The sequence below is a fragment of the Anaerobiospirillum sp. NML120449 genome (genome assembly GCF_023051105.1).
Taxonomy (GTDB): Bacteria; Pseudomonadota; Gammaproteobacteria; order Enterobacterales; family Succinivibrionaceae; genus Anaerobiospirillum.
In genome coordinates this window covers 86,330-113,284 of the sequence record NZ_JALKIL010000007.1, presented here as the reverse complement: position 1 = coordinate 113,284, position 26,955 = coordinate 86,330, and the positions used below count along the sequence as shown (strand labels likewise).

The 26,955-nt window shown below is 52.0% G+C and carries 19 protein-coding genes; 10 read left to right on the top strand and 9 right to left on the bottom strand.

Annotated elements, in window-relative coordinates; all coding sequences use genetic code 11:
• Positions 1 to 131: 131 nt before the first annotated feature.
• Together dctP and MXE41_RS03655 are read right to left on the bottom strand one after the other, a co-directional pair.
• Positions 132 to 1,955 (bottom strand): TRAP transporter substrate-binding protein DctP, encoded by a 1,824-nt coding sequence (gene dctP / locus MXE41_RS03660; protein WP_247099406.1) that lies wholly within the window; start codon positions 1,953 to 1,955, stop codon positions 132 to 134.
• A gap of 757 nt (positions 1,956 to 2,712) precedes the next feature.
• Entirely contained in the window at positions 2,713 to 3,471 is a 759-nt protein-coding gene (locus MXE41_RS03655; RefSeq protein ID WP_247099405.1) for a hypothetical protein, read from the bottom strand.
• A gap of 1,147 nt (positions 3,472 to 4,618) precedes the next feature.
• On the opposite strand from MXE41_RS03655, the gene MXE41_RS03650 reads away from it, so the two are divergent.
• From MXE41_RS03650 to MXE41_RS03635, 4 genes are all read left to right on the top strand, one after another.
• Positions 4,619 to 5,173 carry a YceD family protein gene (locus tag MXE41_RS03650; protein ID WP_247099404.1) on the top strand — a complete coding sequence of 185 codons (555 nt, stop codon included), beginning with the start codon at positions 4,619 to 4,621 and terminating at the stop codon, positions 5,171 to 5,173.
• Positions 5,174 to 5,634: 461 nt separating this feature from the next.
• Positions 5,635 to 5,805, top strand: a complete 171-nt coding sequence (gene rpmF, locus MXE41_RS03645; RefSeq protein ID WP_246976642.1) for a 50S ribosomal protein L32 — start codon at positions 5,635 to 5,637, stop codon at positions 5,803 to 5,805.
• Positions 5,806 to 6,486: 681 nt separating this feature from the next.
• Complete coding sequence (locus tag MXE41_RS03640; protein ID WP_247099403.1) at positions 6,487 to 7,542, top strand: hypothetical protein; 1,056 nt, start codon at positions 6,487 to 6,489, stop codon at positions 7,540 to 7,542.
• 346 nt (positions 7,543 to 7,888) lie between these two features.
• Entirely contained in the window at positions 7,889 to 8,845 is a 957-nt protein-coding gene (locus MXE41_RS03635; protein ID WP_246976648.1) for a beta-ketoacyl-ACP synthase III, read from the top strand.
• Between the two features lie 371 nt (positions 8,846 to 9,216).
• Here the strand turns inward: MXE41_RS03635 and MXE41_RS03630 are convergent, their stop codons facing one another.
• Positions 9,217 to 9,462, bottom strand: coding sequence for a hypothetical protein (locus MXE41_RS03630; protein WP_247099402.1), 246 nt, complete (start codon positions 9,460 to 9,462; stop codon positions 9,217 to 9,219).
• 139 nt (positions 9,463 to 9,601) lie between these two features.
• Between MXE41_RS03630 and fabD the strand changes: the two genes are divergently transcribed.
• From fabD to fabF, 4 genes are all read left to right on the top strand, one after another.
• Complete coding sequence (gene fabD, locus MXE41_RS03625) at positions 9,602 to 10,543, top strand: ACP S-malonyltransferase (protein ID WP_247099401.1); 942 nt, start codon at positions 9,602 to 9,604, stop codon at positions 10,541 to 10,543.
• A gap of 253 nt (positions 10,544 to 10,796) precedes the next feature.
• The gene (gene fabG, locus MXE41_RS03620) at positions 10,797 to 11,552 is read left to right on the top strand and encodes a 3-oxoacyl-ACP reductase FabG (protein WP_247099400.1); all 756 of its coding nucleotides are present in this window, start codon (positions 10,797 to 10,799) and stop codon (positions 11,550 to 11,552) included.
• 698 nt (positions 11,553 to 12,250) lie between these two features.
• Entirely contained in the window at positions 12,251 to 12,493 is a 243-nt protein-coding gene (acpP, locus tag MXE41_RS03615) for an acyl carrier protein (RefSeq protein WP_246976661.1), read from the top strand.
• A 660-nt stretch (positions 12,494 to 13,153) separates the two neighbouring features.
• Positions 13,154 to 14,404 carry a beta-ketoacyl-ACP synthase II gene (fabF, locus tag MXE41_RS03610; protein WP_246976664.1) on the top strand — a complete coding sequence of 417 codons (1,251 nt, stop codon included), beginning with the start codon at positions 13,154 to 13,156 and terminating at the stop codon, positions 14,402 to 14,404.
• Positions 14,405 to 14,700: 296 nt separating this feature from the next.
• Here the strand turns inward: fabF and MXE41_RS03605 are convergent, their stop codons facing one another.
• Both MXE41_RS03605 and MXE41_RS03600 read right to left on the bottom strand, forming a co-directional pair.
• Complete coding sequence (locus tag MXE41_RS03605; RefSeq protein WP_247099399.1) at positions 14,701 to 15,492, bottom strand: GntR family transcriptional regulator; 792 nt, start codon at positions 15,490 to 15,492, stop codon at positions 14,701 to 14,703.
• Positions 15,493 to 16,589: 1,097 nt separating this feature from the next.
• Entirely contained in the window at positions 16,590 to 17,723 is a 1,134-nt protein-coding gene (locus MXE41_RS03600) for a TRAP transporter substrate-binding protein (protein WP_247099398.1), read from the bottom strand.
• Positions 17,724 to 17,970: 247 nt separating this feature from the next.
• Here MXE41_RS03600 and MXE41_RS03595 point away from each other — a divergent pair, with 247 nt between their 5' ends.
• Positions 17,971 to 18,153, top strand: a complete 183-nt coding sequence (locus MXE41_RS03595) for a hypothetical protein (protein ID WP_247099397.1) — start codon at positions 17,971 to 17,973, stop codon at positions 18,151 to 18,153.
• A 1,786-nt stretch (positions 18,154 to 19,939) separates the two neighbouring features.
• A complete protein-coding gene (locus MXE41_RS03590; RefSeq protein ID WP_246976673.1) occupies positions 19,940 to 20,644 on the top strand; it encodes a GntR family transcriptional regulator in 705 nt (234 codons plus the stop codon).
• 368 nt (positions 20,645 to 21,012) lie between these two features.
• On the opposite strand, the gene MXE41_RS03585 is transcribed toward MXE41_RS03590, so the two are convergent.
• From MXE41_RS03585 to MXE41_RS03570, 4 genes are all read right to left on the bottom strand, one after another.
• Positions 21,013 to 21,753, bottom strand: a complete 741-nt coding sequence (locus tag MXE41_RS03585; protein WP_246976676.1) for a GntR family transcriptional regulator — start codon at positions 21,751 to 21,753, stop codon at positions 21,013 to 21,015.
• Between the two features lie 744 nt (positions 21,754 to 22,497).
• Positions 22,498 to 23,898, bottom strand: coding sequence for an asparagine--tRNA ligase (asnS, locus tag MXE41_RS03580; protein ID WP_247099396.1), 1,401 nt, complete (start codon positions 23,896 to 23,898; stop codon positions 22,498 to 22,500).
• Between the two features lie 565 nt (positions 23,899 to 24,463).
• Positions 24,464 to 25,306 (bottom strand): hypothetical protein, encoded by an 843-nt coding sequence (locus MXE41_RS03575; RefSeq protein WP_247099395.1) that lies wholly within the window; start codon positions 25,304 to 25,306, stop codon positions 24,464 to 24,466.
• Positions 25,307 to 25,534: 228 nt separating this feature from the next.
• Entirely contained in the window at positions 25,535 to 26,014 is a 480-nt protein-coding gene (locus MXE41_RS03570) for a hypothetical protein (RefSeq protein WP_246976686.1), read from the bottom strand.
• Positions 26,015 to 26,955: the final 941 nt, after the last annotated feature.

The following is a 26,955-nucleotide window of genomic DNA, read 5'->3' as shown; positions in this document are numbered from 1 at the left end:
TTGCGCCTCCTTCACAGATAGAGGCGCAGTTGGGAGGGGCAGTGTCCTGCCAGATTGTCTGGCAGGACGTGCAGGGCCGTATTCAGGTCAGAGCTGTGATCTTGATGCGGCCCTGTCAGGGCAGCCGCAAGCTACTTTTTGACGCTCTTTGTGGAGCGGGTGCTCTTGTTTGCAGTGGTCTTCTTGCGTACCGGAGTCTTGCTTTTCACTGCAGCCTTGCGGTTGGAGCTCCTGGCTGTGGATTTCTTGCTTGCAGTGCTCTTGTGGCGGGCAGCAGCCTTGCTGGTTGAAGACCTGGCAGAACTCTTTTGGGCAGCGGCCTTGCGAGTTGCAGCAGCATTTTTGGATGGTGCAGCCTTGCGGGTTGCAACAGCCTTTTGGGATGAGGCCGTGGCCTTCTGGTCAGCTTGCCTGGCATCTTTCTTCAGCGCGCCGGCGGCTACTGCTGCAGCTGCAGCACCCGCAGCACCGGCTGCAATGGCTGCGGCAGGCAGACCGTCAGCGGGCATGGTAAAGGCATTGCTGCCTGCGGTTGTACCGGCACTGCCTGGAGTGATTGCATCTACCCCGGCCGCTTGGGCAGCTGATGTGGCGCCGTTTTTATCCTTGCTGTCTGCAGTATTCTCTGTCTTTGCATCTGCTGCAGCTGCTGCTGGGGCGGCACCATCCTTACCGTCTGCTTTGGCAGGAGCGCTTTCCTTGCTGTCTGTTTTGGCGGGAGCTGCCTCTTTGGCGTCATTACTGGCAGCAGGGGCATCCTTTGCTTTGGCAGAGTCAGCTGCTTTGTCTTTGCCAGCCTCTTTTTCCCTGGCGGACTCAGCCTCCCTGGTGTCGGTGGCAGCACCTGCAGCAGCCCCTGCGGGAGCCGCGCCTGCGGCTGCAGGGGCCGCAGCGTCGCCGTTTTCACCATAATTCTTCATGGCTGCGGCCTCGGCAGCTTTTGCAGCACTGACAGCATCGTACTTGAGGGCGGCTTCATTGGCTGCTACAGCCTCATCGTACATTGGCTTGATTGATGGGGTTTCAGCCAGCAGTACATCGTGCAGAGGCATGATCTTTTTGCGGAAAGTGTCGACCTTGATGTCGAGGAATTTCACACCAATGTCCCTGGCTTTGGTACGAGCATCTTCTACAGCCTTATGCCAGGCCTCGAACTCTACTTTCTGGGCCTTGAGGGCAGCCTCATCAAAGATGCGGCGCTCTTCGGCGCTCAGAGAGTTAATGAAGCTGTTGGAGACAACCAGCATGTCAGGGCACATCTGATGACGGGTGTAAGAGTAGAAGCGGGCTATATCGCCATGTTTCTGATCGACCAGGACAATTTCATTGTTTTCAGCACCGTCTACCACGCCCTGCTCAATGGCCTCCCTGGTTTTGCCAAAGCTCATAGGGGTAGCTTCAGCACCAAAGGCATGCATCATGGTGACATTCATAGGGCCAGACTGGACACGGAATTTCTTGCCCTTGAGATCATCGACATCGTAGATAGGGGCAGTAGAGTAGAAATTTCTGGTACCGGCAGTAAAGGCTACTACTGAGCGGAAACCTACATGATTGGCGTTTACTGACAGTCGGGCTGGAATGTCAGGTCGTAAAATGAAGTTTTCGTAGGCACGCTCTGAGGAAAACAGGTAAGGGATGGAGAACAGTGAGTAAAGCTTATCCAGTCTTTCAAGATTTGGGGTGGAGATGATCAGATACTGTACATTACCTTTCTTGAGCTCTTTGAGTACGCTTTCGTTTGTTCCCAGCTGAGCATCTGGATAGATTTTGATCTGGTATTTGTCGCCAAGGCTCTTTTCCACAGCTTCCTTAAAAGCCAGGGCTGCCTTGTGCTCTGGATGGCTTTCCAGCTGCGAATGAGCAAGGATAATTTCTTCGGGCTCTGACTTGCAGCCGGTAATAACCAGGGCAGAAAAAGCCAGAAACAGGGCGGTTAGCGTAAATTTGCGCATAGAAAAGTCAGGTATCCAGGTGAATATCCACAATTCAGGAGAGAGACAGAAAAGATGAATTTTCTGCCATGACACTGCTGAAATTTAACCTCGTAGAATGAGGAGGGCTGTTCCCCGCTTCAGACACTGCAGCTGTCTGCTTTCCTTTGAAGTTCAGGCTTATAAGGTGTGAGTACAGGGAACAGGCAGTATCAGGAGGTACTGATTCAGTACAGGCGTGTACTGATTAAAAAATCACTACAGTATATCCGCCATGTGTCTTGCATAACATTTGCAGTTACAAATGTGTAAGGCATTTAATCAGCCTGCATGCTGCTCAGTCAGTGCAATGCTCCAGATTACCCCTTAAGAAGCCGGAGTTACAGGTTTTGGCCCTGAGGCCAGCAGTGTGAAGACGGTGGCAGCTATGACGCAGGAACGGCAGGGCGTGGGCCAGCCATGCCTGGCATGGGCTGGCCTTGTCTTGCATGGTCGGGCATGACCCTGGCCTTGCCTTGCATGGGCTTGCCTGGCATGAACGCTCTGCTATTGAGGAAGCTGGACAGGTCAGCTTGCCTGACCCTGGGCCTGGGACATGCCAGTGTACCGGTGGGTGCCAGGCGTCAGGTACAAACGGGCCGGCCGGGATATTATCCCAGACCGGCCTGTATGTTAGATTTGGCAGCAGCTGATCCTGTCAGATCCTGACTGGCCGGGCTCATGGTAAAGCCCGTGACGACGCTGTCATTTGCATGGGGTGTAGTTCTGTCGGGCAGGGTTACTTGCTCTCCTGCTTGACAGCAGGTGCGCGTGAACAGTCCAGATTGTTCAGAGCAGCACGACCGGAGATGAAGTAAGGGATCTCATCAATCATACGGTCAATGAAGAGCAGCACGTTTACGGTGCAGCCTTTGCGTGCAGTACGAATAGTCTTCTTGTCGTAAAAAACTGAGTCGTCAATACGCATGTCCAGGAGCATGCCTTTGTTCATGCTGGTAATGAAGAATGAACTGGTGGTAGGGTCAAAGCCGGTAGAAGAAACAGGGATATTGGTAAGGACCACAGGCAGCTTGCGCAGCTCACCGATGAGCTCGTTAAGAGTCTTCTGATTGAGCATGTCCATCAGCTGCTTGTAGGAAATGTAAAGACCGCCCTCACTTGAGAAGCGGGCCTTGTTATTGAAGTAGATACGGTCCTTGCCTGTATTGAAGTTGGCAATGGTCAGAACGCCCAGAATAGGGGTGTTAATCTTGCCTGTGTAGCCAGGGGAACCGGCAGGGAAGATAACAGTAGTGGACTGGTAGAGCTTGTCAAGACGGTTCTGAGTCTGGATCTCGCCTGTGATGGCTGACTGAGTTGGGCCGTCGAGATTCTCACCTTCCCCCAGTACGGCCTGATTGACGGCATAGTGCTCGCTTTTGAACACAGTCTTAATTTCATAAGCCTGGGCGGCCTGGGAGCCGGCAAGCATACCAAGGCACAGAGTGCCGGCAGTCAGCAGTGACTTAACAGCACTGGCAAATTTGGTCTTTCTCATAGTAAAAATCCATCCTTATTCCAGACATTTTCAGATTACCTTTCCGCAGCTTTATCAGTAATGACTGAACAGTTGCCTTGCGGTCATTACACAATGCAGGACAGGTCATACTTATGGCACAGAGTGCTGTGTATCTTTTAAGTTATGACTGAGTCTGCTGATAAGGCTCACCTGCCTGGTCTCACCTGCCGGTCCGGTGCTGTCTGCACAGCTCAGCACAGGCACATATGAATGCAGTAGAGATAAATGGGGAAAGGTCCTGACTGACCGCAGTCTGCCATATGCAGACCCACGGACCGCAGCAGCGCTCCATGGCCCTCAGCATGCTGAGGCGGAGCAGAATCATACTTGAATAAAACGGTAATACTCTGCACAGTGCAGTGCCGCATCAGAGATATATGCACTCTGCAGGCCAACAGCAGCGCGGCCGGGACAGCAGCGCTGCAGGGGCACAGGCGCAGCAGGGGGCATCAGCGCATGGTCTTTCCAGCGCCGGACAGTGTTTCTGCCCGTGCAGGAAAGCCAGTCCAGGTAGATGCTGCCATGCTTGAAGTGAGATTAAGACATATGTCTGTGTTTGGCAAGTTTGCAGTGCATTAATAAGTGCTCCGGTCGCATTAAATGAAAGTATGCCCGTAGCACTGCACCGATCTGATCCTGTCAGGCATGAAGAGATGAAATGTGATCATGTTGAGTTTGGCTCTATCCTTATGGACAGCAGGAGCCCCATGGACTGTCCAGTCCTCAATGCGTCATGACCTTAGGTTATTTCCTGCGGCTGTGGCATGCAGTAAGCTGCCTGCAAAGAAAAAAAGTTATCTGTTTGCCAGGGATGTGATTGCGCATCAGCAGCTGCAAGGTGGTGCCAGGCGTTGCCGGGAACAGACGGTGTTACCTCGCTGGACCTGGAACGGACGGGGCTGGGAGGGTACGAGGGCCTGAGCTGTGGGGAATTGCCAGGTTGAAAACGGGGGAAAGCTCGTGTTCTTATTGCCCCTGTGCATATAAAGAACCAAATTCTATACAGACTTTGCAGAAAGCTTATGCGATAATTACCCGCTAGAGGCTTTATGAGGCTCTGCTGTGTGCTCGTGTGAGTACACAGCAGAGCCTATTTTTATGTCTGGTTGAGCTTTTGGAGGTCCTGATGGAAAACACCAGAGTATTACTGCCTGTTGAGGTTGATATTGACAAGTGCATCTCCCTGAACTCCGCCTGGAAGGGAGCCCGTCTGGACAGTGAGCGTCTGACCCGTTTAAAGGAAAGCTGCGTCAGCATTGAGGGTGATGTTACTGCCACCGTAACTTTTGAGACTGATGCCAATGGCATGCGTATGATTAAGGGTATCTGCGAGGCTGATTTAACCCTGGTCTGCCAGCGCTGCGGTGAAAACTATGTCCAGCACCTGCAGTCCAAAATTAACTTCACCCCTGACTATGACAAAGCTAAAGCCTGTAATATTGAAAACCGCTATGATTTTGTCGAGCCTGGTGAAAACGGCCTGATTAATATCTACGACCTCATCGAAGACGGTCTGATTCTTGAGATTCCTACCGTACCTAAGCATGATGAAGAGGATCCACAGTGTTCCCGTCATGGCGATCAGTGGGAATATGGAGAGCTTGCCGAGGAAGCAACAGCCAGTCCATTTGCAGCTCTGGCAGCCTTAAAGGATTCCCTTGCTGCCAAAGAGAACAAGTAGGGCAGTAAGCTCCGCAGTGCAGGTAAGGTGGTGTCATCTGTGTCGGCAGGTCCGACAGACCTGGCCTGCAATGCAGTGCAGTGCTGCACTGTACGGCACTGACCAGTACTGCGATTTATTGCAGATGTTGAGCTGCTGTCTCCAAATATGAGGCCTGCCTGTCACCGACAGTCAGGCTTCATTCATATGTGCCCGTGGTGCAGAGCTGTGAGGGGCGGGCGCCTGTATGTACATGGAGATGGAGAGGGAGAGTGGGCTGGACAGCAGTGATAAATATGCTTGAAATAATTACTTAATCTCCATATAATATCGCGTCCGTGATCATGGCTTGGGAAAGCCCATTGTTCATGCGATTTAAATTTTTGATCAAAAAGAAACCAGGCATAACAGCCCCGCAGTGGTCTTGAGGACCATATTGCACAGCGGCTCTTATTGCACTTTATAGTATTTAGGAGACTATAATGGCCGTTCCACAGAACCACCAGTCCCGTTCCCGTCGTGACAAGCGTCGTACCCATGATGCCTTAACTGCCCGTCAGTTATCCAAGGATCCACAGACTGGTGAAGTTCACATCCGTCACCACGTAACCGAGACCGGCTACTACCGTGGCAAGAAGGTTATCGAGCTGTAAGCCATTTACTGGCATGCTTTAGCGCTAAAGCATAAGCAGTCCACAGCAGACTGCAACAACGGGGCCTCATGAGCCCCGTTTGTTTTTTCTGCAACTGCAAAAGTCTGCTCCATGAGCCACGGGCTTATGGGGCTGACAGGCGCACTGATTATCCTTTCCCTCTCCTGTTTCCTTTACCTGCTCTTCTTTCCCTTCTCACTTCTGCTTCATTCCTGCTCCTGCTTCCATTCCCGTACCTCTTTCCTGTCTTACTCTCAGCTCTTTCTCCATCATTTGCTCAGAGCTTTATGGGCTGATGCTGCAGGTCCGTCTCTCTGTCCTTATGTCTGAATGCCTTTTACTTCTGGACGCATAGCGGACCACGGTACATTGCTTTGCCTCGAACATCTCATGCCTTGCAAGGACTGGCTGTGTCGGGATGGCCGATGTGGGGCCTGGGAGTGAGCGTTTGTGGCTCAAGGCGGAGCTCTGGAAAAGTGAGCATTGACACGCAATTGTGTTTCCTGTTCTGATAAGCTGTATGCCCGTAAGTGTGCCCACGCTGATTGCACTGGCAGCATGGCTCAGTGGCAATGAAATGTGGGACTGGCGGTTAATGATTTTTTCTTAACCTGCTCTGCATTGTGGTAATGCGGGGCGGGCGCTGCGGCATGGCTTTATCAGATGCAGGACAAGATGGAAATGGCTGGAAAAGACGATCTCGGTAGTACGGTGGAAAATCCGGTAGTAGCGCTGGACGGTACAGGAGGTGACAGCAAGGATACCCGTCCTGTGGTTGATGCCGTGCGCTTTGCCATGACCATGGATCCCTCCTTAAACCTCATCATCTTTGGCAGCTCCCAGCTCAAAAACGATCTGGAGCGTGCTCAGATTAATTCAGGGCGCTATGAGTTCCGTCTGGCCCAGCAGGCCATTCCTCAGGATGAGCATCCGCGCTCAGTACTGCGCAACTTCACAAACTCAGCCATGTTCCGTGCTGTACAGTGCGTAAAAAATGGTGAGGCTCACTCCATGCTCTCAGGCGGTGGTACCGGCCCGCTGGTAACCATTGCCCGCCATTTGCTGGGTGTTCAGAAACTTTCCCCTTCCCAAGCAAAGCTCAAGCAGCGCATTGGTATTCCGGTGCGTGACGGTCAGGTACGTCCATGTTTTGCTGCCCGTATTCCAGCAGGTCCAGGCCGCTTTGCCCTCATGCTTGATCTGGGGGCCAATGCCAACTGTCAGGCCGCCGATCTCTTTGACTTTGCCTGCCTTGGCAGTGCATTTGCCAGCATAGCCCTGGAAATCGACAGTCCCCGTGTTGCCCTGCTCAACGTCGGTACCGAGCAGGACAAGGGATCTGTCATGGTAAGACAGGCCCGCAGCTATCTTGAACAGGTGCGCAGCCTGCAGTTTACCGGCTATATCGAGCCTAACCGCATTTTCCGTGATGATGCTGATGTTATTGTCACTGACGGTTTTACTGGCAATATTGCTCTCAAGGCAGCTGAGGGTGTTGCTGATTTATATGCCAGCTCCACAGGTGTAAAGAAGATCTTTGGCAAAATGGCCCGTCCAGACTGGCTGCTGCCATGGCAGTACAATGGCTCGGTGCTCCTTGGCGTTAACGGCCTGGTCATCAAGTCTCACGCAAGTGCCGGCAAGGAAGCCCTTGCTGTGGCCGTGGTTGAGGCCGCCCGAGCTGCCGGCAAGTCACTCTCTGTACGCATGCAGCAGCATCTGAACTCCGCCCGCTGATGCGGCGCATGCATCCGTAGTGCATGAAGCCTTAGCGCAAGCAGCAGCGCATGCAGCTGTAGCGACTGACGCAGCGCAAGCGCAGCTGGGCCCGACGCAGCACAGCATCGGGCAGCTATGTCAGCTGCATGATGTGGGGCTGTGGGGCTGTGGGGCTGAAATGGATGGAGCGGGGATGTGGTAATACAGGGTGGGCATAGTTTGCTGCAGGGCGCATGGGTATGGGCTTTGAGCGGAGCTGGGGCTGAGATTTTTTGCCTGATATCTACCATAATCCCTATTTTGCTGGCAAAATATGCGATTTAGACTGTGACTTTCTTTAGCCAAGCATCGAGTGGTGAAGCATTTGTATAGCAGAATTTTAGGTACCGGTGGTTATTTACCATCACAGGTCAGAACTAACGCCGATTTAGAGAAGATGGTCGAGACATCCGATTCCTGGATTGTCGAGCGTACCGGTATTCATGAAAGGCGTCTGGCCTCAGACACCGAGACAGCCTCCTTTATGGGTATTGAGGCTGCCCGTAAGGCTCTTGAAGCCGCCGGGCTGGAAGCTTCTGCCATTGATGCCGTTGTCTGCGCCACCACCTCCTCAAAGAATGCTTTCCCGTCTTCAGCATGTGAAATTGCTCTGGGACTTGGCATTCAGGGCGCTATTGCCTTTGACGTGGCTGCAGCCTGTGCCGGCTTCAGCTATGCCTACAGTGTTGCCCACAACATGATTATTACCGGTCAGGCCCGCAACGTGCTGGTTATCGGCTCTGATACCCTGGCCCGTGCCTGTGATCCTCAGGATCGCGGTACCATAATTCTTTTTGGCGACGGTGCCGGTGCTGTGGTGCTTGGTGCCTCTGAAGAGCAGGGCACTCTGGCCGTCAAGCTCTCCTCTGATCCAACCTGCGGCGATCTGCTGCGTCTGCCATTCCCTAAGCGTGGCTGTGCTGATAACAATGATGCCTGGCTTACCATGAAGGGCAATGAAGTTTTCAAGCATGCCGTAACCATGCTGGCCAACCTGGTCAAGGAAACCCTTGAGATGGCAAGTTTAAAAGAAGACGAGCTTGATTTCCTCGTACCGCACCAGGCCAATCTGCGCATTATTGCTGCCACTGCCCGCAAGCTCAAGCTCGATATGTCCCAGGTAATTGTTACCCTGGATCGTCATGGCAACACCTCTGCAGCCTCTGTACCCCTGGCCCTTGATGAGGGCATTCGTCAGGGCCGCATCAAGCGTGGCGACAATCTGCTGCTTGAATCCTTTGGCGGCGGCTTTGTCTGGGGCTCAGCTCTGGTACGCTATTGATAACAGTTCCTGAACGACACATCCCGTGCGTACTCAGGCTTAATAAGGTGTTACCTGAGCAATGTCCAGAGTAACGCCAGTCTGCAGGTATGATGCATAGCCTGCAGGCCTGTTAATGTCCTTATCCTTTTTTCTGATCACTGCCCAAAGTCTGGTGTAGTACCCAGGCCGTACAGCCGGGCGCTGCAGCCTGACCGAGGTGAACAGCCTGACAATGCAGGCTGACCGAGGCGAACAGCCTGACACTGCAGGCTGACCGAGGCGTACAGCCGGGCGCTGCAGCCTGACATTGGCTGCCCGTAGGACTGCACAGTGCAGGAGCAAACTGCGTGTCCAGGCACAGGCCATAGCTTGCCTGTCGCCATGGGGGCTTAAGCAGGCAATGCCGGATCGCTCTGAATGCCGGGCGGCGGATTGCTGGCAGTGACTGTCATTATTGCCTGATCGCTTATGGATACTTGTGAAAGCTGTGAGTATTGTCCACCACAGGTGTCTGTAATGGCGATCAAGGTACATTCCTTGTAAGTTTTATGCTTTTTCCCTGTTGTTACAAAATCAGCCTGTTGATTAGAATCCCTGAGTAAATCATATGCATGACGCATAAGCGTCAGGCTCATGTGTGTCAGAAGACATTGCCTTTGAGGCTTTGAGCCTTTGTGTTCTTTACTGGTCTGATGAAACAGGGATGTGGGCTGCTACAGTTTTTTATTCTTTATCAGGAGTCAGGGCGGCATTTTTGCCAGCCTGAGGATAACTATGAAGTCATTTGCAGTTGTATTTCCAGGTCAGGGCTCTCAGTCCGTTGGCATGCTGGAATCTTTCATGTCCAATAAGATCGTTGCTCAAACTTTTGAAGAAGCCAATGAGGCTCTGGGCTACGACTTAAAGAAAATTGTCCTGACCGGTCCGGATACCGAGTTAAACAAAACTGAAATCACTCAGCCAGCTATTCTGACTGCTTCTGTAGCTGCATGGCGTGCTCTGATGGCTGCTGCCGGTGGCGATCAGCCAAAGGCCTGTGCCGGTCACTCCCTTGGCGAGTACACCGCTCTGGTTGCAGCTGAGGCTATTTCCTTTGCTGATGCCGTACGTCTGGTACGTCTGCGTGGTCAGGCCATGCAGGAAGCTGTTCCAGCCGGTACCGGTGCCATGATGGCTGTTCTTGGTCTTGATGACGATGCCGTTGTAGGCGGCTGTGCTGATGTAAGCAAGGAAGGTGACGCCGTCTGGTCTGCAAACTTCAACACTCCAGGTCAGGTAGTTATTTCAGGTTCAAAGGATGCTGTGGCCCGCGCCGGTGAGTACTTTGCCGAAAAGGGTGCCCGTCGCTGCGTAGCCCTGCCTGTCTCCGTACCTTCACACTGCCCTATGATGCAGCCTGCTGCTGACAAGCTGGCCGCAGCTCTTGCTGATATTGAGCTTTGTGATGCCTCCATCCCTGTATATGCCAACGTACTGGCCCGTCCAGTTGTGGCTCAGGGTGAAATCATTGACTGTCTGGTCAAGCAGCTGGTCGGCTCAGTAAGATGGGTTGAGACCGTGCAGAACATGAAGGCTGACGGTATTGAGGCTCTGATTGAAGTTGGTCCGGGCAAGGTATTAACCGGTCTGAACCGCAAGATTGACAAGACTCTGGTTACCGGCAATATTGCCAGTGACGAGGAGCTGGCCAAGGTTTTAGAAAGCCTTAACGCCTGATTAATCTGACTTCCGTCCCGGCATTATCCTGGCCCTGTTATGGCCGGGCGGGACGGGCAGCTGCAGCTGACTGTCTGGCCTGAAGGCCGGCAGCCCGGTAAGCCTGGCCATGTCATGGCTCATGAGGCTTTGAGCTGCACAGTGCAGCGGCTCTGCGCTGATGCGGGTTTGCTTTGATTTAAGGCGGACTGCAGGCGCAGGGCTGACACGAGTACACAGAGTACATTTAGCTGATCAAATACAGGATTGATTCATGAATTTTAATTTTGCTGGCAAGGTTGTTCTGGTAACTGGCGCCTCACGTGGTATCGGTAAGACTGTTGCTGAGGAGTTTGCAAAGCTCAACGCTACTGTTATTGGTACTGCTACTTCTGAAAGCGGCGCTCAGGCCGTAACCGAGAGCCTGAGTGCTCTTGGTGAGGGCAAGTCCTTTGGTATGGTATTAAATGCCCTGCAGCCAGAGACCTTTGCTGACTTCGTTAAGGCTGCTGAGGAAAAGGCCGGTGCCACCATCGATATTCTGGTGAACAATGCCGGTATTACCCGCGACAATCTCTTCATGCGCATGAAGGATGAGGAGTGGGATCAGGTTATCTCCTGCAATCTGACTGCTGCTGCAAAGCTGGCTCAGCTGACCATGCGTGGCATGATGAAAAAGCGTAATGGCCGCATCATCAACATCACCTCTATCGTAGGTGAGACAGGTAACGCCGGTCAGTGCAACTATGCCGCCTCCAAGGCCGGCATCATCGGCTTCTCAAAGTCTCTGGCCAAGGAGCTGGCTCCACGTAACGTAACTGTTAACTGTGTTGCTCCTGGCTTTATCGAGACTGACATGACCTCTGTATTAAACGAGAACATTCAGGCCGAGCTGCTCAAGTCCATCCCTATGGGCACTATGGGCTCTACTGCTGACATTGCAGCTGCCGTGCTGTTCCTGGCATCTGACGGTGCCCGTTACATCACCGGTACTACCCTGGACGTAAACGGCGGTATGTACTGCAACTAACATCAGCACCGGGCGCGCTTTAAGGACCTGGTTGTGTTCAGGCCGACATAATCTGTGGCCAGGGCGTGACCGCTGCCGGATGTGGCGGCTGAGCCTGGGCGCTGACCGCCGCCGGATGTGACGGCTGATCCTGAGCGTGACCGCCGGCGGATATGGCAGCTGTGGCAGGGCGTGACCGCCGGCGGATATGGCGGCTGTGGCCAGGGCGCTGAGTGCGACCTGGATCATGCGGCGCACCGGCTGAGTTAATTTGTGAACCCTGACAAAGTAATACAATTTCCGGCCCATTTTAACGGGCCTGATCTACCATTAGAGGCTGATATTGTATATAATCAGCCTCGAACAGTTCTTGTCAATTTGATAAAGATGACCTGTAAATATCAGGTTCATTCTGCTGATCATGACAACTGACGTCAGCTCCGGACATGCGGAACGGTTAACGCCGGTACTGTCAGAGAGATATCACCCCGGACGGTGATGGATCTCAGAACGGGTTCCATTTACAGGCGCGGACAATGCTGCGGCACTAACGCGGTAACCAGAGGACTAAAGAGCTTTTCTGGCCGGTCAGCGCTGATCACTGCAGGTGAGGTGAGGCTGTCTCCAGCTGTCACAAAGCCAGTTATTTTTTTATCCCGGCTCTTGTCGGGTGACATTAACTAAAGGACAGAAGTGCCACGGCACTCTGACGGGGAAAAATGAGCGATAACAACATTGAAGAACGCGTAAAGAAGATTATTGTTGACATGTTAGGTGTCAATCCAGAAGATGTCGTTCCTGAGGCATCTTTTGTTAATGACCTCGGCGCCGACTCTTTAGATACTGTAGAGCTCGTAATGGCTTTAGAAGAAGAGTTCGAGACTGAGATCCCTGATGAGGAAGCCGAGCAGATCAACACTGTTCAGGCTGCTATCGACTACATCAAGTCTCACCAGGAGTAATCTCAGTGGCGGATTAGTCCGCTGCTTTCCTGTGTGAATCCGGCGGCGCGACCTGTATCAGGTCGAGCCGTTGGAGACAGTTGTACCTCAATCAGCCATGTGTTCATGGCCATAACAGCAAGCCCCGGCTTGCTTGTTTTGTTTCTGGGCACCTCATTTTTCATACAAGTGACGGTTTTTTTCACAGCAATCTGCATTGTATTTGAGGATTATCCCGTATTGTGGTACTGTTAGCTGTGCTGCGTTTCACGCCTGCAAGGCCTGTTAGAATCAAGTTTGTATCATGGTATGCGGCAGTGAAAAGAGCATACTTACTGTCTGAGAATGCTGCCTGAACTTATCAGGTACAGATGCAGCTGAGACAGGATGACGTCCCGGGAGTTTAAGGGACGTGCACGGAGCCCGGAAATCCGGGACCTGCTGACGCAGACATTGACTGTCGGTGCCCCGCATGACTGTAATTGCGGCTCTTAACACCCGGCACCGGTTTGGGCCTGAGGTCAAAGATAACTGTTTATCCTCAAAAGCATATGCCATTTGCATGCTGATACAGCAACAGAGCATTACAGCGCTGTACATATAACCGGATAACAGCATGACCAGTGCAGGTACGAGTCAATGAAGATAAGTTAGAATTTCTTATTTATGGAGGCACAAACGGTGCAAAAGCGCAGGGTAGTAGTAACCGGTCTTGGCATGTTAAGTCCAGTGGGTAATACCGCTGAGGATTCATGGAAGGCCTTACTTGCAGGTCAGAGCGGTATCTCCACCATTGAGCATTTCGACACCAGCGCCTTTAGCGTGAAAATCGCCGGCCTGATTAAGGGGTTTAACCCTGAGGACTGGGGTATCACCCGTAAAGACGAGCGCAAGATGGATCCGTTCATCCAGTACGGTATTGCTGCCGGCTTAATGGCCTTCAATGATTCCGGCCTGCAGATTACTGATGACAATGCCGAGCGCTGTGGTGTGATGATTGGTTCTGGTATCGGTGGCCTCGGTCTTATCGAGCAGAATATCAATGGTCTGGCTCAGAAGGGTATCAAGGGTATCAGCCCGTTCTTCGTACCTTCCACCATTATCAACATGGTATCCGGCCATCTGTCCATCTTAAAGGGCCTCAAGGGTCCTAACCTTTCCAGCGTAACTGCCTGTGCTTCCGGCACTCACGCCATTGGCCTGTCTGCCCGTTTAATTGCAGCCGGTGATGCTGATGTCATGCTGGCCGGTGGTGCCGAAAAGGCCTCTACCCCAATGGGTATCGGCGGCTTCAGCGCCTTAAAGGCTCTGTCCACCCGCAATGATGAGCCGGAGAAGGCTTCCCGTCCATGGGATGAGGGTCGCGACGGCTTCGTTCTGGGCGACGGCTCCGGTGTAATGGTTCTTGAAGAGTACGAGCACGCCAAGGCCCGTGGTGCCCGCATTTATGCTGAGCTGGTAGGCTTTGGCATGTCTGGCGACGCTTTCCACATGACCGCCACTCCAGAAGATGGCGACGGTGCCCGTCGTGCCATGGCCAACGCCATTAAGGATGCCGGTATTGAACCAGGCGAGATTGGCTATATCAACGCTCACGGTACCTCCACTCACGTAGGCGACATCTCCGAGCTGCGCGCTGCCAAGGCTATCTTCGGTGATGCTCCAGCCAACACTGTCATGAGCTCTACCAAGTCCATGACCGGTCACCTGCTGGGTGCAGCCGGTGCCATTGAGGCCATCATCACCGTACTGGCTGTACGTGATCAGATCTGCCCTCCAACCATCAACCTTGAAAATCCTGCTGAGGAAGTAGGCGGCTTTAACCTGGTTCCTAACAAGGCCCTCAAGCACGATATCAAGTACGCTATCTCCAACAGCTTCGGCTTTGGCGGTACCAATGGTTCCCTGATCTTCAAGCGTATGGAAGACTGATATCAGCCTTGCATGCCGACTCAGTGACCAGGGCCCGGGTCAGACCCTGATCATGTGTCACTGAGCACAGCAAAAAGCCCTGAGCGGATAACCGTTCAGGGCTTTTTGTCAATTAAGGGCCGACATTTATCTCCAGCGCCAGCGCCCCACCGTTGCTTGCCGGCACCGGCAGCTCCGCCCTGACGTTGACAGCACAGCCCTGATTTCATCAGCTCCTGGCTGATGGCGGTAACACCGCCATAAGGTCTGCAGCATGCCATGCTGCATCAGCACCGCCCTGTGGGATGGCTCTGGTTTCAGTCAGCAGGCTGCGCACTTGCTGCCGTACATTCATGGGCAGTGCGTGCACGGCGCTTGACGGTATTCAGGGAGCCGTAGGTGAACCAGTCGCTATAGCGCTCGATAATCTCATGACACAGCTTGATTACATCACGCAGGTGATCGGTTATGCAGTCCTGGCATGCTTCGATTTCACCATTTAACAGGTGGTTGAAAATCAGCTCATGTTCATCAGTGATAACGTCGACAGGGACGAAAGTATCCAGTGAAAGAAAGCGGATACGGTCCATCTGGCCCTTTATGCTCTGTACGGTATTCCAGGCCATGTCAGAACCTGACAGTGAGCACAGGCACTCATGAAAGCGGTCATCAAGAGTAAGGTAAGCTGATCTCATACCGTCATCACGGCGCACATTGCGCTGCTGATCGACAATGCGGCGCAGCTGGGCCATACGGTTCTTTCTGGTATTCTCATCAAGATTGACTATGTTGGCTACACAGGCCTTTTCTATGGCAGCGCGCAGGAATGCAGTGTGCTCAAGCTCATTGACACAGATACGCTCTACTATTGAACCGCGCTGAGGCAGGATGGAGAGCAGGCCTTCATAGCTAAGACGCATCAGTGCCTCGCGTACAGGCTGGCGCGATACGCTGAACTGCTCGGACAGCGAGTTTTCTGAAAGAGTGGTGCCGGGGGTAATGGTCGTATCAGTAATGTGACGGCGCAAAAACTCATAAATCTGGGGACTTATGGCTTTTTGGGGGTTAATACGTATCTTAGGTAATACTACTGTACATGCTACAGACATTACTTTCCTCTTTTCCTTGTAATGCCGTCAGGGAGGCCAGGGCTTTACAGCACAGCCAGTGGCTGTGAGGTTCAGACAGAGGGCCATATGGAGAGCATGAATGTGCAAAGGCACAGAGCACTACTCAGTTGTAGACAGTTGTATTGATTAAGACCTGACGGGCTTTTACCATGTGACTGCCATTCCTGTCTTTCAGGTCGTAACAGTCATATGTATCGAATTGATGTATTGCTTTTGCCACAGGCCTGTCTTTGCATTTGTGCAGACTTGCAGTTACCTGCATCAGAACAGCCACAGGGCAATAATTTCTAAAAACTCATACTTCTGAAAGAAAACGGCTCCGGTCTGGTATCAGCAAGAAGTAACGCCCCTGAGACCTTATGGATATACAAATCCTGGTTATGCGGCTCAGTTATATTGACTGGTTTTCTGATACAAGACAGTTATATGCATGTTTGAATGCTTTGAGGGGAAAAGATCCCTAAGGAATACGGACAGCAATTGCACCTGCACGGCCAGTTAAGGAAAGTTCAGAGCTCCGGCCTTACATACAGGGACAAATATCCTTATGAGCAAATACTATAAAGCATTTTAGTATTTATCGGCAGATTTCTGGACGTTTTAATGAATCCCCATGAAAAATATTGTGCAAATATCGCTGATTTGTCAGTAAATTTTTATATATCACGGTGCTTGCCCAAAGCCGGAAAAATAGCATTTTTCCAGACAAGAGCATGATAAAGCCCATGATTGCGTATTTCGTGCGCACACGTGCACGCACTTCCCTGTCTTTTACATTGTTTTGCGGTGATACACCTGTCTGACAGGTCCCGCCCCGCAGGCGAACCGCGCTGCTCAATTAGTGCAGCATCTGAACAGAGCAGGCAGACTGCGCAGCTGACAGTATGGCGGACATTCAAGAACAATAGCAATGAGTGATCTGCAGGGACAAGGAAAAACAAAGGGGCTGTCTTCAGGACAGCCCCTTTGTTCAGACGGGCCCTCAGGCCCCGAGCTTGACTTGCTGTTGCGCGCCTTTGTCAGCTTAGCGCAGCAGCGGTGCTGCATCAGCCAGCATCGGGGCAAGCAGCATGCTGCTATTTGGCATTTGCAGCTTTGCCTGACTCCGGTGCGGCTTTAACTGGCTCCGGTACATCGTTGGCTGCACCATTGGACGCGTCATCAGCAGCTGAGGCTGCTGCGGCTGTGGCTACAGCTGCATTGTGAGCGTTTACAGGATCAACACTGGCGCAGTATTCACGAATCTGACGGGCTGATGGGACAGCTTTGTCAAACCATTCCCATACTGGTTTGGCAGCCTCAATCATATGAGCCTTGAGTTTGGCATCAGGCACAGTGATCTTCACGCCGTTCTGTCGCAGAAACTCAACAGTATTAGCCTCTTCACGCTCTGAGACATCCCAGTTATAGGCAATGGCGTGGGTCATGCTCTCATCAAAGAGGGCACGTGACTTTTCATCAAGAGACTGGTACCACTTTTCGTTTACCAGGATAAAGGTAGGAGAGAAGACATGGCGGGTTTCGAGCATGTACTTGTTTACCTTCCACCAGTCCATGGACTTGACCATGGCATAAGGATTGTCCTGACCATCTACAGTGCCCCTGGCAAGGGCCTCATAAAGATTGGTAGCTGGCAGAGGTACAGCTTTGGCGCCGGCTGCAGTGAACAGCTTGACGAATACCTCATTGAGGGGAACACGAATCTTCATTTTGGCCATTTCTTCCATGTTGCGCACAGGGAAGCGGGAAGAGACCTGACGGAAGCCATTTACAATCACACCTGCAATACGGGCACCTGAGCGGGCGGTGTAGTTACCCTCAAAGCGCTTCATGCCTCCAGAGAGGAATACAGCACGTGCATGTTCCCAGTTCTTAATGACAAAAGGCTGCTCCCAGCCGCCAATCATAGGCTCATCATTTTTGATAAGACCACCAACCTGCGCTACCTGAATGGTGCCGCGCTTTACCAGAGCCATAATCTTTTCTTCACCGCCAGCAATGGAGTCAGGCTTTAAGGTGACCTTGAATTTGCCGTCAGATGCTAATTCAATTTCCTCCTTAAAGCGACTCATCATCTGGGTGTTTGGGTGATCAGGGCCGAAAAATCCGGCAAAGATAATACGTTGAGGCTTACCATCTGCGGCGCTGACGGGGGATGCAGCCATGAAAAGGGCTGTTCCCAGACAAGCGAGTGTTTTTAAAATCTGCATAATGAAATCTCCTCGTATTGCGGCCAGGGCGGCAGTGTTCAGCAACGTGCAACTGAACTGCAATAAAGACAGAAAATACTTACATGCCTGATTCATATCAGGCAGGGGAAACATCAAGACGGCCTTAAGGCCGCAAGTCCTCAGGCTCAGGTCTGCAATGCAACAGGCTTGCAGAAAACATGTCGCTGCTACGCAATAATTATGGCGCAATGCCAGGGACAACGGTACAGGGCTGCATGCGGATGTCATGAACATCAGTACAGGGCCGCAGGCGGATGCCAGGAACATCAGTACAGGGCTGCAGGCGGATGCCAGGAACATCAGTACAGGGCTGCAGGCGGATGTCATGAACATCAGTACAGGGCAGCAGCGCAAGGCAAGGAGCAGCAGTACAGGGCTGCAAGCGGATGCCAAGAACAGCGGTACATGACTGACGAATGCCAGGAACAGCGGTATATGACCGGCGAATGCCATGGAGCATGATGCAGGGTGCTGGCGCAAGGTCCGGGAGAAACGTCACAGAGCCATGGCCAGGACACTGGCCCTTGCTCTGGCCGTCAGGTCTTGCAGCTGTAATGGGCTGCAAATACGTGCCTGATCGCATGCCGGACAAAAGCTCAGGCATGGACGGTAAGGTATACCTTCCCACAGGTGTTTGAAAAGGGCTGTTATTAATCAGGCGCTACAGCACAGCTCTTTGAGCATTTCTGCCATAGATCGGCTGTTGAGGAATTGCTGTGACCTCGAGTGTCAATTGTACTCAGCCATAAGTTAAGCATGTGGATATGGCTTAAAGCCCGGTAGTCTCAAGTAATAAGGACACGGGCAGAGCAGGCAGCGCTCAGGTCAAAGACGGGATTTAACTGCCGGAAAGACAGGGAATAAACCTGCACAGGTCCTGGTCATAACTTTATGTCACAGAACATGGGCTGTTGCAATACTGCAAGTACTGAAAGGGCATTCAGAGGCCTGAATATCTGCCAGACAGAGCGAACTGTGAGAGCTCTGCCCGTCATGGGCTAAGGGCCACTGCAGCCGGATCCTGCAAGTGTATCTTATATGATAGCTCAAAGCGCGCTTCGACGCCTGGTGCTGCATCACGGATCAGACAACCTGGGAGTACACACCCCACACCTCTGACACTTATCAATCGGTCTTTTCGGTATCAGTGCTCTTATGACCACGGAAAGCATCAACGTTATGTTTTCATGTTTCGGAGGTACATGCTCCGGCGCTCGCCCGTGCGGCTCTGCCATGGAGCCGGGCTTGCTCTGATTATGGCTCTGCAATGGCGCAAGGGCTGATTCGTGATTTGGCTGGCAGAGCTGTGCCTGTCAGTGGGCATGACTATTTGGGCCGGGCATTTGGTATGTGGCAAGGATTTATCCTGTGCTATACAGGCAAAGTCCTTGGCAGCGTAAGGACAGTGACAGCTTCGTATGCTCTACTGTTGCAGATGGCTTTGGCCTCGTGAACGGAGCCAGGCCCTGGATCCAAGATGTTCATTTTGTGGACTGTGCAGTTTAGATTTGCGCTAAAAAGGCGTATGCTAATGGACGGTATTATTTTTGTCCGTGCCAAATTTCGTGCAAAAGCACATGCAGGGGCGCACAAGGCTGGATCCAGCACTTTTAATTAAGTCATTTCCAGGCATGCAGATGCTGCCTGTATCAGGCGCGGTCAAACAACAGGGCGAGCATTGCCATACCCTTTTATTCTCACTGAAGGGCACCTGCAGGATGACCTTGAGAGGGATGTAAAAGGAAGCGGCGCGTCAGCGCTGCGGATGTGATATTGCCTGGGAATGATTTACCGCTTGCTGAAACGGGCTGCAATTGCTCATTTCAGTGTCCTGTTATTTTCCAGTTACTTTTGAATGCATTCCATGCTGTGCAGGATCCCTGGATCCAGCGCAGATACCGGGATTTGTGTTATCACAGACCGGTGCAGGTTTTGCGCTTATGTATTCAAGGTCTTATGCTGCAGTCGCTGATGCGGCGCGTCCATTACAGCAGATGCCATTGCATCAGTGTGCATTGAGGCTGATGGCATTGAGGACGACGCCACTGCAGGGGCCTGCATTGAGGCAGATGCCTGTGCAGAGCCTGCACTGCTGCGTCGGCCTGTTTAAGGATCTGTGTATTCTGCCATTTCGGGCAGCAGTGGTCAGGCCATGATGATGTCAGGCCAGAACAGCAGAGATTCAGGATAACCATATGCAACTTCCACGACTGAGACTCTCAACCAAGACTACGATCTCATCGCAGATTTACGTATTTCTGCGTTATCAGATAACCTCCGCCAATATCAGGCCTGGTGCCACCATTTCTGAAAATGAGCTCTCGGCTCATTTCAAGGTATCCCGCCAGCCGGTGCGTGAAGCCCTCAACTCCCTTGAGCATGATGGTCTGATTTCTGTAATTCCTCAGAAGGGTACTGTAGTTAAGAAGATTTCTGCCAGTGATCTGCGTCAAGTGGTCTTTATCCGCTCTGCTCTGGAGTGCAGCAGTATTGATAACATTGCCAATCTTCCTGTAGGCAAGTACACCCGCATTCTCAACAAGCTCAAGGAAAATTTCCATGAGCAGAAAGAAAAGAGCGATCCGGCCAATGTGGCCGGCACTTTCCTGCCTCTTGATGACAAATTCCACGAGATTATCTGCTCTTTTTCTGACTGCGCCATGACCTGGCAGGTAGTACAGTCCTGCAAGGGACAGCTTGACCGTATCCGTTATCTGGCCATGGGTGTTGAAGCTCCTCTTGACGGTCTGATTGATGAGCATGAGCAAATCATCAGCTGCATTGAGGGCTACGAGTATGACAAGGCCAAAGAAATGCTCCGTGGGCACCTCAACTCAGTAATGGGCACCTACAAATCCATTAAGAAAAAGTATGCCGACTGGTTTGAGCAGGACAGCTGACAGGCGGCTCCCGCCATGCTGTGCAGAGCCGATAACAGGCAGCACCCATCAGTATGAGCATGACAGCTTACAGGCTGTTCCCGCCATGCTGAGCAGAGCCGATAACAGGCAGCACCCATCAGTATGAGCATGACAGCTTACAGGCTGTTCCCACCATGCTGTGCAGAGCCGTTAACAATCCACTCCAATGGCTTAGCAGACTGCTGCAGACAGTTTGAGCAACTGTAAAAACAAAGACCCCGTATCGAGCTATATGCGATACGGGGTCTTTGTCTTCAGGGGCACCAGTCATGTACCCGGGCAGTGGTTGCAGCAGTGGCTGCAGCTGCCCTGTGCGGCTGCAGTCGGGCCGGTTGGGAGGTCGGCTGTCAGTTACGGTAGTCGCTGAACCAGTCTTCGTATTTTGCCTCTGCGATGATGTACTTGTAGATCTCAAGTGGCTGGTTAAGAGTCTGGCGCAGGCCCTCTATTGCGCCTGTAAGATCATTGTTCTTGAGGCACTCAACTATTTTGCTGTGGTCATCGATAATGATCTGATTGTAGTCAGGTTCAGTCAGGGACAGGGCCAGATAGCTGATGCGATCACTTTGAGCGGTAAGGGTGCTCACTGTGTTCCAGGCAAGCTCGGAGCCGCTGATATCACAGATAGCCTTATGGAAAGCGTCATCAAGAGCCATCAGGTTAAGACGGCGGTTTTCATCATCTTCAGGAAGCTCACGGGCCTTGTTGATACTTCTTTCAAGCTGATTGATGCAGGTACGGCGGGAGCGAGGTTCAAGTTCGCCAAAGCGCTTGAGGCAGCCCTCTTCAATACAGTAACGGACAAAGATATTGTGTTCGGTCTGAAGAATGGAGACAGGCCGTACAGTAGTGCCTCTCTGGGGCATGATGGTCACCAGTCCCTCAGTGCTAAGCCGCTGCAGGGCATCGCGTATAGGCTGGCGCGATACACTGAAGTGTTCAGACAGTCCGTTTTCTGAAAGAAGTCCGCCTGGTCTTACTGTAGTGTCTACTATAACCTGACGCAGAAACTGGTAAATCTGAGCGGCAACTGTAGTGCGCTGAGAAAAGCGCATTTTAGGAAGATTGATACTAGGTGAAACTGACATCTTAAGCTCCTGAGTTGTTCGATCTGCATGCATGGTCATGACAGACCATGATGAGCCCTGGCACAGGTTAAGGCTTGATACAGCAATGTGTGATTATAAATGGTCCTGGAACTGTAAATTGTGTCATTGTGCACTGCACGAGTTAAGGGAGCATAAAGCCGTGACCATATGCTGATATATTACCCCACCGCGCACTGGCATTCTAGTTAACAGGAAATAATTTATGGCCTGCATCCGTCATTATCAGCCCGCAAAAGGCTGTTTTTTCCTTGTCCCCACCGTATCTTCAAACCACTCCCCGGCATATGGCATATAAAAGCACGCAAGAGGCACGCTGCCCGTAAAATGCACATACAGACAGAATTTGGGTCATACTGAACAACAAGTATTAGTCTTGTCCTCAGCCTGGTGCAGGCATGATCATGCAGAGGTATTTAATCCTCACAAAGGCATGCTTATCAGAGTGTACATATGGCTTGAAGATATTGCAGTGGCCCGGCTGCAGGATATGGTCTGTGGGAAGGCTATAAGGTGGAGGGGAACAGTCATGAGCACAGTCATGAGCACAGTCAGAGGCGCAGGTGGCCATGACCTGGCATGGTATTTCTGTCCTCTGTACGCTGGGCGGAAAGCAAAAAGCCCGGCAGGGGCCGGGCTTTGTATGCTCAGTGCGTTGCACTGAGCAGGGCTGTCAGCGGATCGGCTGCAGTGCTGTGCAGCCGGCTGCTGATGCGAGGAGCTGAATTAGAAGTCAGCGTTACGTGGGGTACGTGGGAATGGAATGGCGTCACGTACGTTACCAACACCGGTAATGTAGACAATCAGACGCTCAAAGCCCAGACCGAAGCCGGAGTGAGGCACGGAGCCATAGCGGCGCAGGTCACGATACCAGTAGTAGGAGTCCTTGTTAAGGCCCATCTCTTCCATACGCTTGTCGAGCAGCTCAAGACGGTCCTCACGCTGGGAGCCGCCGATAATCTCGCCAATGCCTGGAGCCAGCACGTCCATGGCAGCTACAGTCTTGCCATCGTCGTTCTGGCGCATGTAGAAGGCCTTGATGTCCTTAGGGTAGTTCTTAACAACTACAGGGGACTTGAAGTGCTCTTCAGCAAGGTAGCGTTCGTGCTCAGACTGCAGGTCGATACCCCACTTAACAGGGTACTCAAACTTCTTGCCGCAGTTCTTGAGAATCTCAATAGCGTCGGTGTAGTCAACGCGGGCAAAGTCAGCCTTGATAAAGTCCTCAAGACGGGTGATGGCGTTCTTGTCGACACGCTCGGCAATGAAGGCCATATCGTCAGCACGCTCAGTAAGGATGCGCTTGAAGACATACTTGAGCATGTCCTCAGCTACAGAGGCGCAGCCGTCGAGATCGGTAAAGGCCATCTCAGGCTCGAGCATCCAGAACTCGGCCAGGTGACGGGTGGTGTTGGAGTCTTCGGCACGGAAGGTAGGACCAAAGGTGTAAACCTTGGAATAGGCACAGGCATAGGTCTCTACGTTGAGCTGGCCAGATACGGTCAGGTAGGCGTGCTTGCCGAAGAAGTCCTGGCTGTAATCAACCTTGCCCTGATCGTTCTTTGGCAGATTCTCAAGGTCAAAGTTGGTTACGGTAAACATCTCACCGGCACCCTCACAGTCAGAGGCGGTTACGATAGGGGTGGAGACCCACATGAATCCGCGCTCCTGGAAGAATGAGTGCAGAGCATAAGCCAGGGAGTTACGGATACGCATTACAGCACCGATAAGGTTGGTGCGTGGACGTAAGTGGGCGTATTCGCGCAGGTACTCGACAGAGTGGCGCTTGGCAGACATTGGATAGGTGTCAGGATCCTCTACAAAGCCCAGAACCTGAACCTTGGAGGCCTTGATTTCAACATCCTGGCCCTGACCCTGGGATTCAACCAGCTCGCCTTCGACCATTACTGAGCATGAGGTTGTCAGCTTTAAGATTTCGCTCTCGTAATTGCTCAGATTTGCACCTGCTACTACCTGGATATTATTGAAGCAGGAACCATCATTGACAGCCAGGAAAGAAAAGCCGGCCTTAGAGTCGCGGCGGGTACGAATCCAGCCTCCGATAGTGACTGTATCACCTACAGAACACTGATGGTTTAATACATCTTTAATAGCAACAAGAGACATTATGTGCTCCTAAATTAAAACAACCAGGCCCCGGCATCGGGCTTGTTCAGCACGTGGCCTATTACTTATGTTTTCCCTGCAAATGCAGAAAAAAATCAATCTTACATCGTAAGATAGCACGCCAAACTATGCAAGCTGTTTTTTATCAGCATCACGGCCAAAACAGGAGGCAGTCAGCCGGTCCTGCAGCCATTGCCGCTCTCTGTCCCGGACAGCTGTCCCGGGCTGTCTGAGCAGCTGCTCACAACACTCAGGAGGTTGGAGGCATAGAGGCTCAAAAGTGCGCACAGTCCTTAAGATTCACTGTTGCAGTGCAATTTACAGCTGCTGCAGACCTGGAACAGGGGCATAGCATATGCCCATACTGAATCATGGACATAGCATATGCCCATACTGAATCATGGACATAGCATATGCCCATACTGAATCATGGACAGCAAAACGGCGTGTTCCTGACTGCTACAAAAAGAACAGGGCCGGTTCCTTAAAGAAACCGGCCCTGTTTGGATCTCAAAGGAGCGGGCGCTCATGTACAGGCGCAGCCCTGAGATGCCAGAAAACAAGCTTAAGCATTGTCAGCATCGGTGCTGGCTGCTTCAGCTGCTGCAGCTGACTCAGCTGACTGCTCATCCTGAGCCTGTTCGGCCTGCTGCTCCTGATTTTGTGAGGACTCAGAGGCCTTTTCGGAAGCGTCAGCAACAGTATCTGCTACTGGTTCACCGGCATCAGCTGGAGCTGCAGCAGCTTCGTCAGCAGCTGCTTCAGCGGCGACTACAGAGGCTGCGGCAACGGTAGCTGCGGCAGCGCCGGAGCCGACGCCTGCAACAGCGCCTGCAGAATCAGAGGCAGTTTCAGATGCGCTGGTCTTATCGGTGTTGGCAGCCTGCTCTGGCTGCTGGGACTTGAGAGCAGCACTGTCCTCAACAAAGTGACCGTTCTTGCATTTGATGGTGAACATGCCACGTGGGCGGCCGGTGTTGGCGCCTACAATCAGGGCAGGCAGCATGGTCTGCTTCTTGTCCTGAAGGAAGCGGTTGATTTCGTGTGCCGGAGCCTCACCTACCAGGCGGGACTCAATGTGGATAATGCCAAACTCAGGTACATCAATGGTGCCCTTGATAACGGTAATGCCACGAACAGGCTCGCAGCTTTCTACAGTGGCTTCACAGTAGGTGCCGTTGTTAAGGAGGTTCTTGATACGGCGGCTGATGAAGAAGGACTTGAACGCCATGATGGCAAACAGACCTGACATAAACAGCTGCAGATAGCCGTCCTGGCCCTGGGAGCGCACGTAAAAAGCAAGGGAAAGGGAAATCAGGGTGATAAGAACATAAATCACGCCGAAGATGAACTGAGCTGTGCCTACGCGCGGCTCAAAAGACTGGCTGGACTGAATATGAAAAGCCATGACAATAACCTGTTGTTCTGGAGCAAAGAGATCGGCTCCGTTCCTTATGATTTAACTTTAGTAATGTGGACAGTACCGTAGGCCACTGGCTGGGCCGCAGACCCATGAAGTGCCTCCGCGCAGGCCGTCAGTCGCACTGCCATAAAGGATGTGTCCATAAATCGACCTGGCCATAGGGATGCTCTCTTATGGAGGCCTTTATGGTGCGGTTCGGGATCTAAAGCGGTATTACTTGATGACCTTGACCAGGCCGGTGTAGCTGCTGCTTGGGTTGAAGGCGCTGAGCTCTTCTTCATCTGTAAATCTTACGGTAACAGCGCAGGAGCCCTGCAGGACCAGCAGAGGATTGTTGGTCATGGAGTCAATGGAAGCACTGCCGCTGAGGTTTACAGGAACCTCGAGGGTGAACTTGTGCTTTTCATTTGCTGGAAGAATATCGCCCTTCATGTTCTGGCTGACAGTAGCTGTCTGCACATTGTTTACGAAAACATCAGCCTTAACGCTCTTTATAGGAAGAGAGGTAGCTGACTTGTGCTCCAGGATATAGGTGATGATGAAGTGAGGATTGTCGCCGCTGCCGTCCAGAGCCAGACTTTCAATTTTCAGGCTGGGAGCGCTGGCGCCCTCAGGCAGGGACTGACAGGAAGCTGCAAAAAACGCGGCAGCTGCAAGGCTGATTAACTTAAGGGATTTGAAAAACCTGGCCATGATATCCACAGGAAAAGAGTTGCCAATACAAGGGTAAGAAGCGTCAGGATGATGCAGGAGCAGCTGGAAAAAGCTGAAAATGCAGACGGGACTGTAATCTGGCCTTTGGAGACTTGCAGTCGATAAAGGCAGGTGCAGGTCCTGATGCTCTGGCATTACAGAGCAATGGCGAGCAGGTGCTGCTGGCAGCTATGTGGTCATGGATCCTGGTTGCAGAGAACTTGAAAACACAGGAGCTGCAATACCTTATGATGCTCAGAACCGCTTAACCGGACGCGCAATGGAAAGTAATTTTAGCACTAAAGCCCGGCCAAATTGCGCAGCTTGCGATAAATATGCGCGTCGTCATCGGCATGGATATGGCACTGGTATCAGCATGTTAATCTGCAGTTCAGTGGGGTAAATGAATGTTTGGATAAAGGTATGAACTGTACTGCGGCTGCTGGTCTGGAAGCACTTATTGAGGTCGCAGAACAGGGCGGGTGAATTGGCCGCAAAGTCAGTTTCTGACTGATTTGTGCCGTAAAGATGGTTATGGGGTGCTTTAAGATTTGGAGGCTTTTTATAGAGGGGCTATAGCAGCTGATTTTGAGGGAAGTATGTTGTGAGGCAGTGCCGCAGATGAGGTACATCAGCCTTGCATCTGTGCTTTTACGGATGCATGCCAGTTGACCAGGTGCGCGTGATTTGAGCTTCAGGTTAGAAGTGATGTATAGAACTGATAAGAAGTTATAAGGCTGACTGTGCTGGTCCAATGGCTGGACCATTTGTGTTGTGCACATATGTCTGCGTCAGCAGATGTGGTTGTCAGGTCAGCTCCTGCTGGATTTTATTATCTTAAAGACACTGAAGTTTGTCTGCTGTCAGTGCAAAAGCATGTAATGTATTGCTGATCCGGAACGGGTGATATCCGGATAATGTCTGCTACACAGAAATCTTAA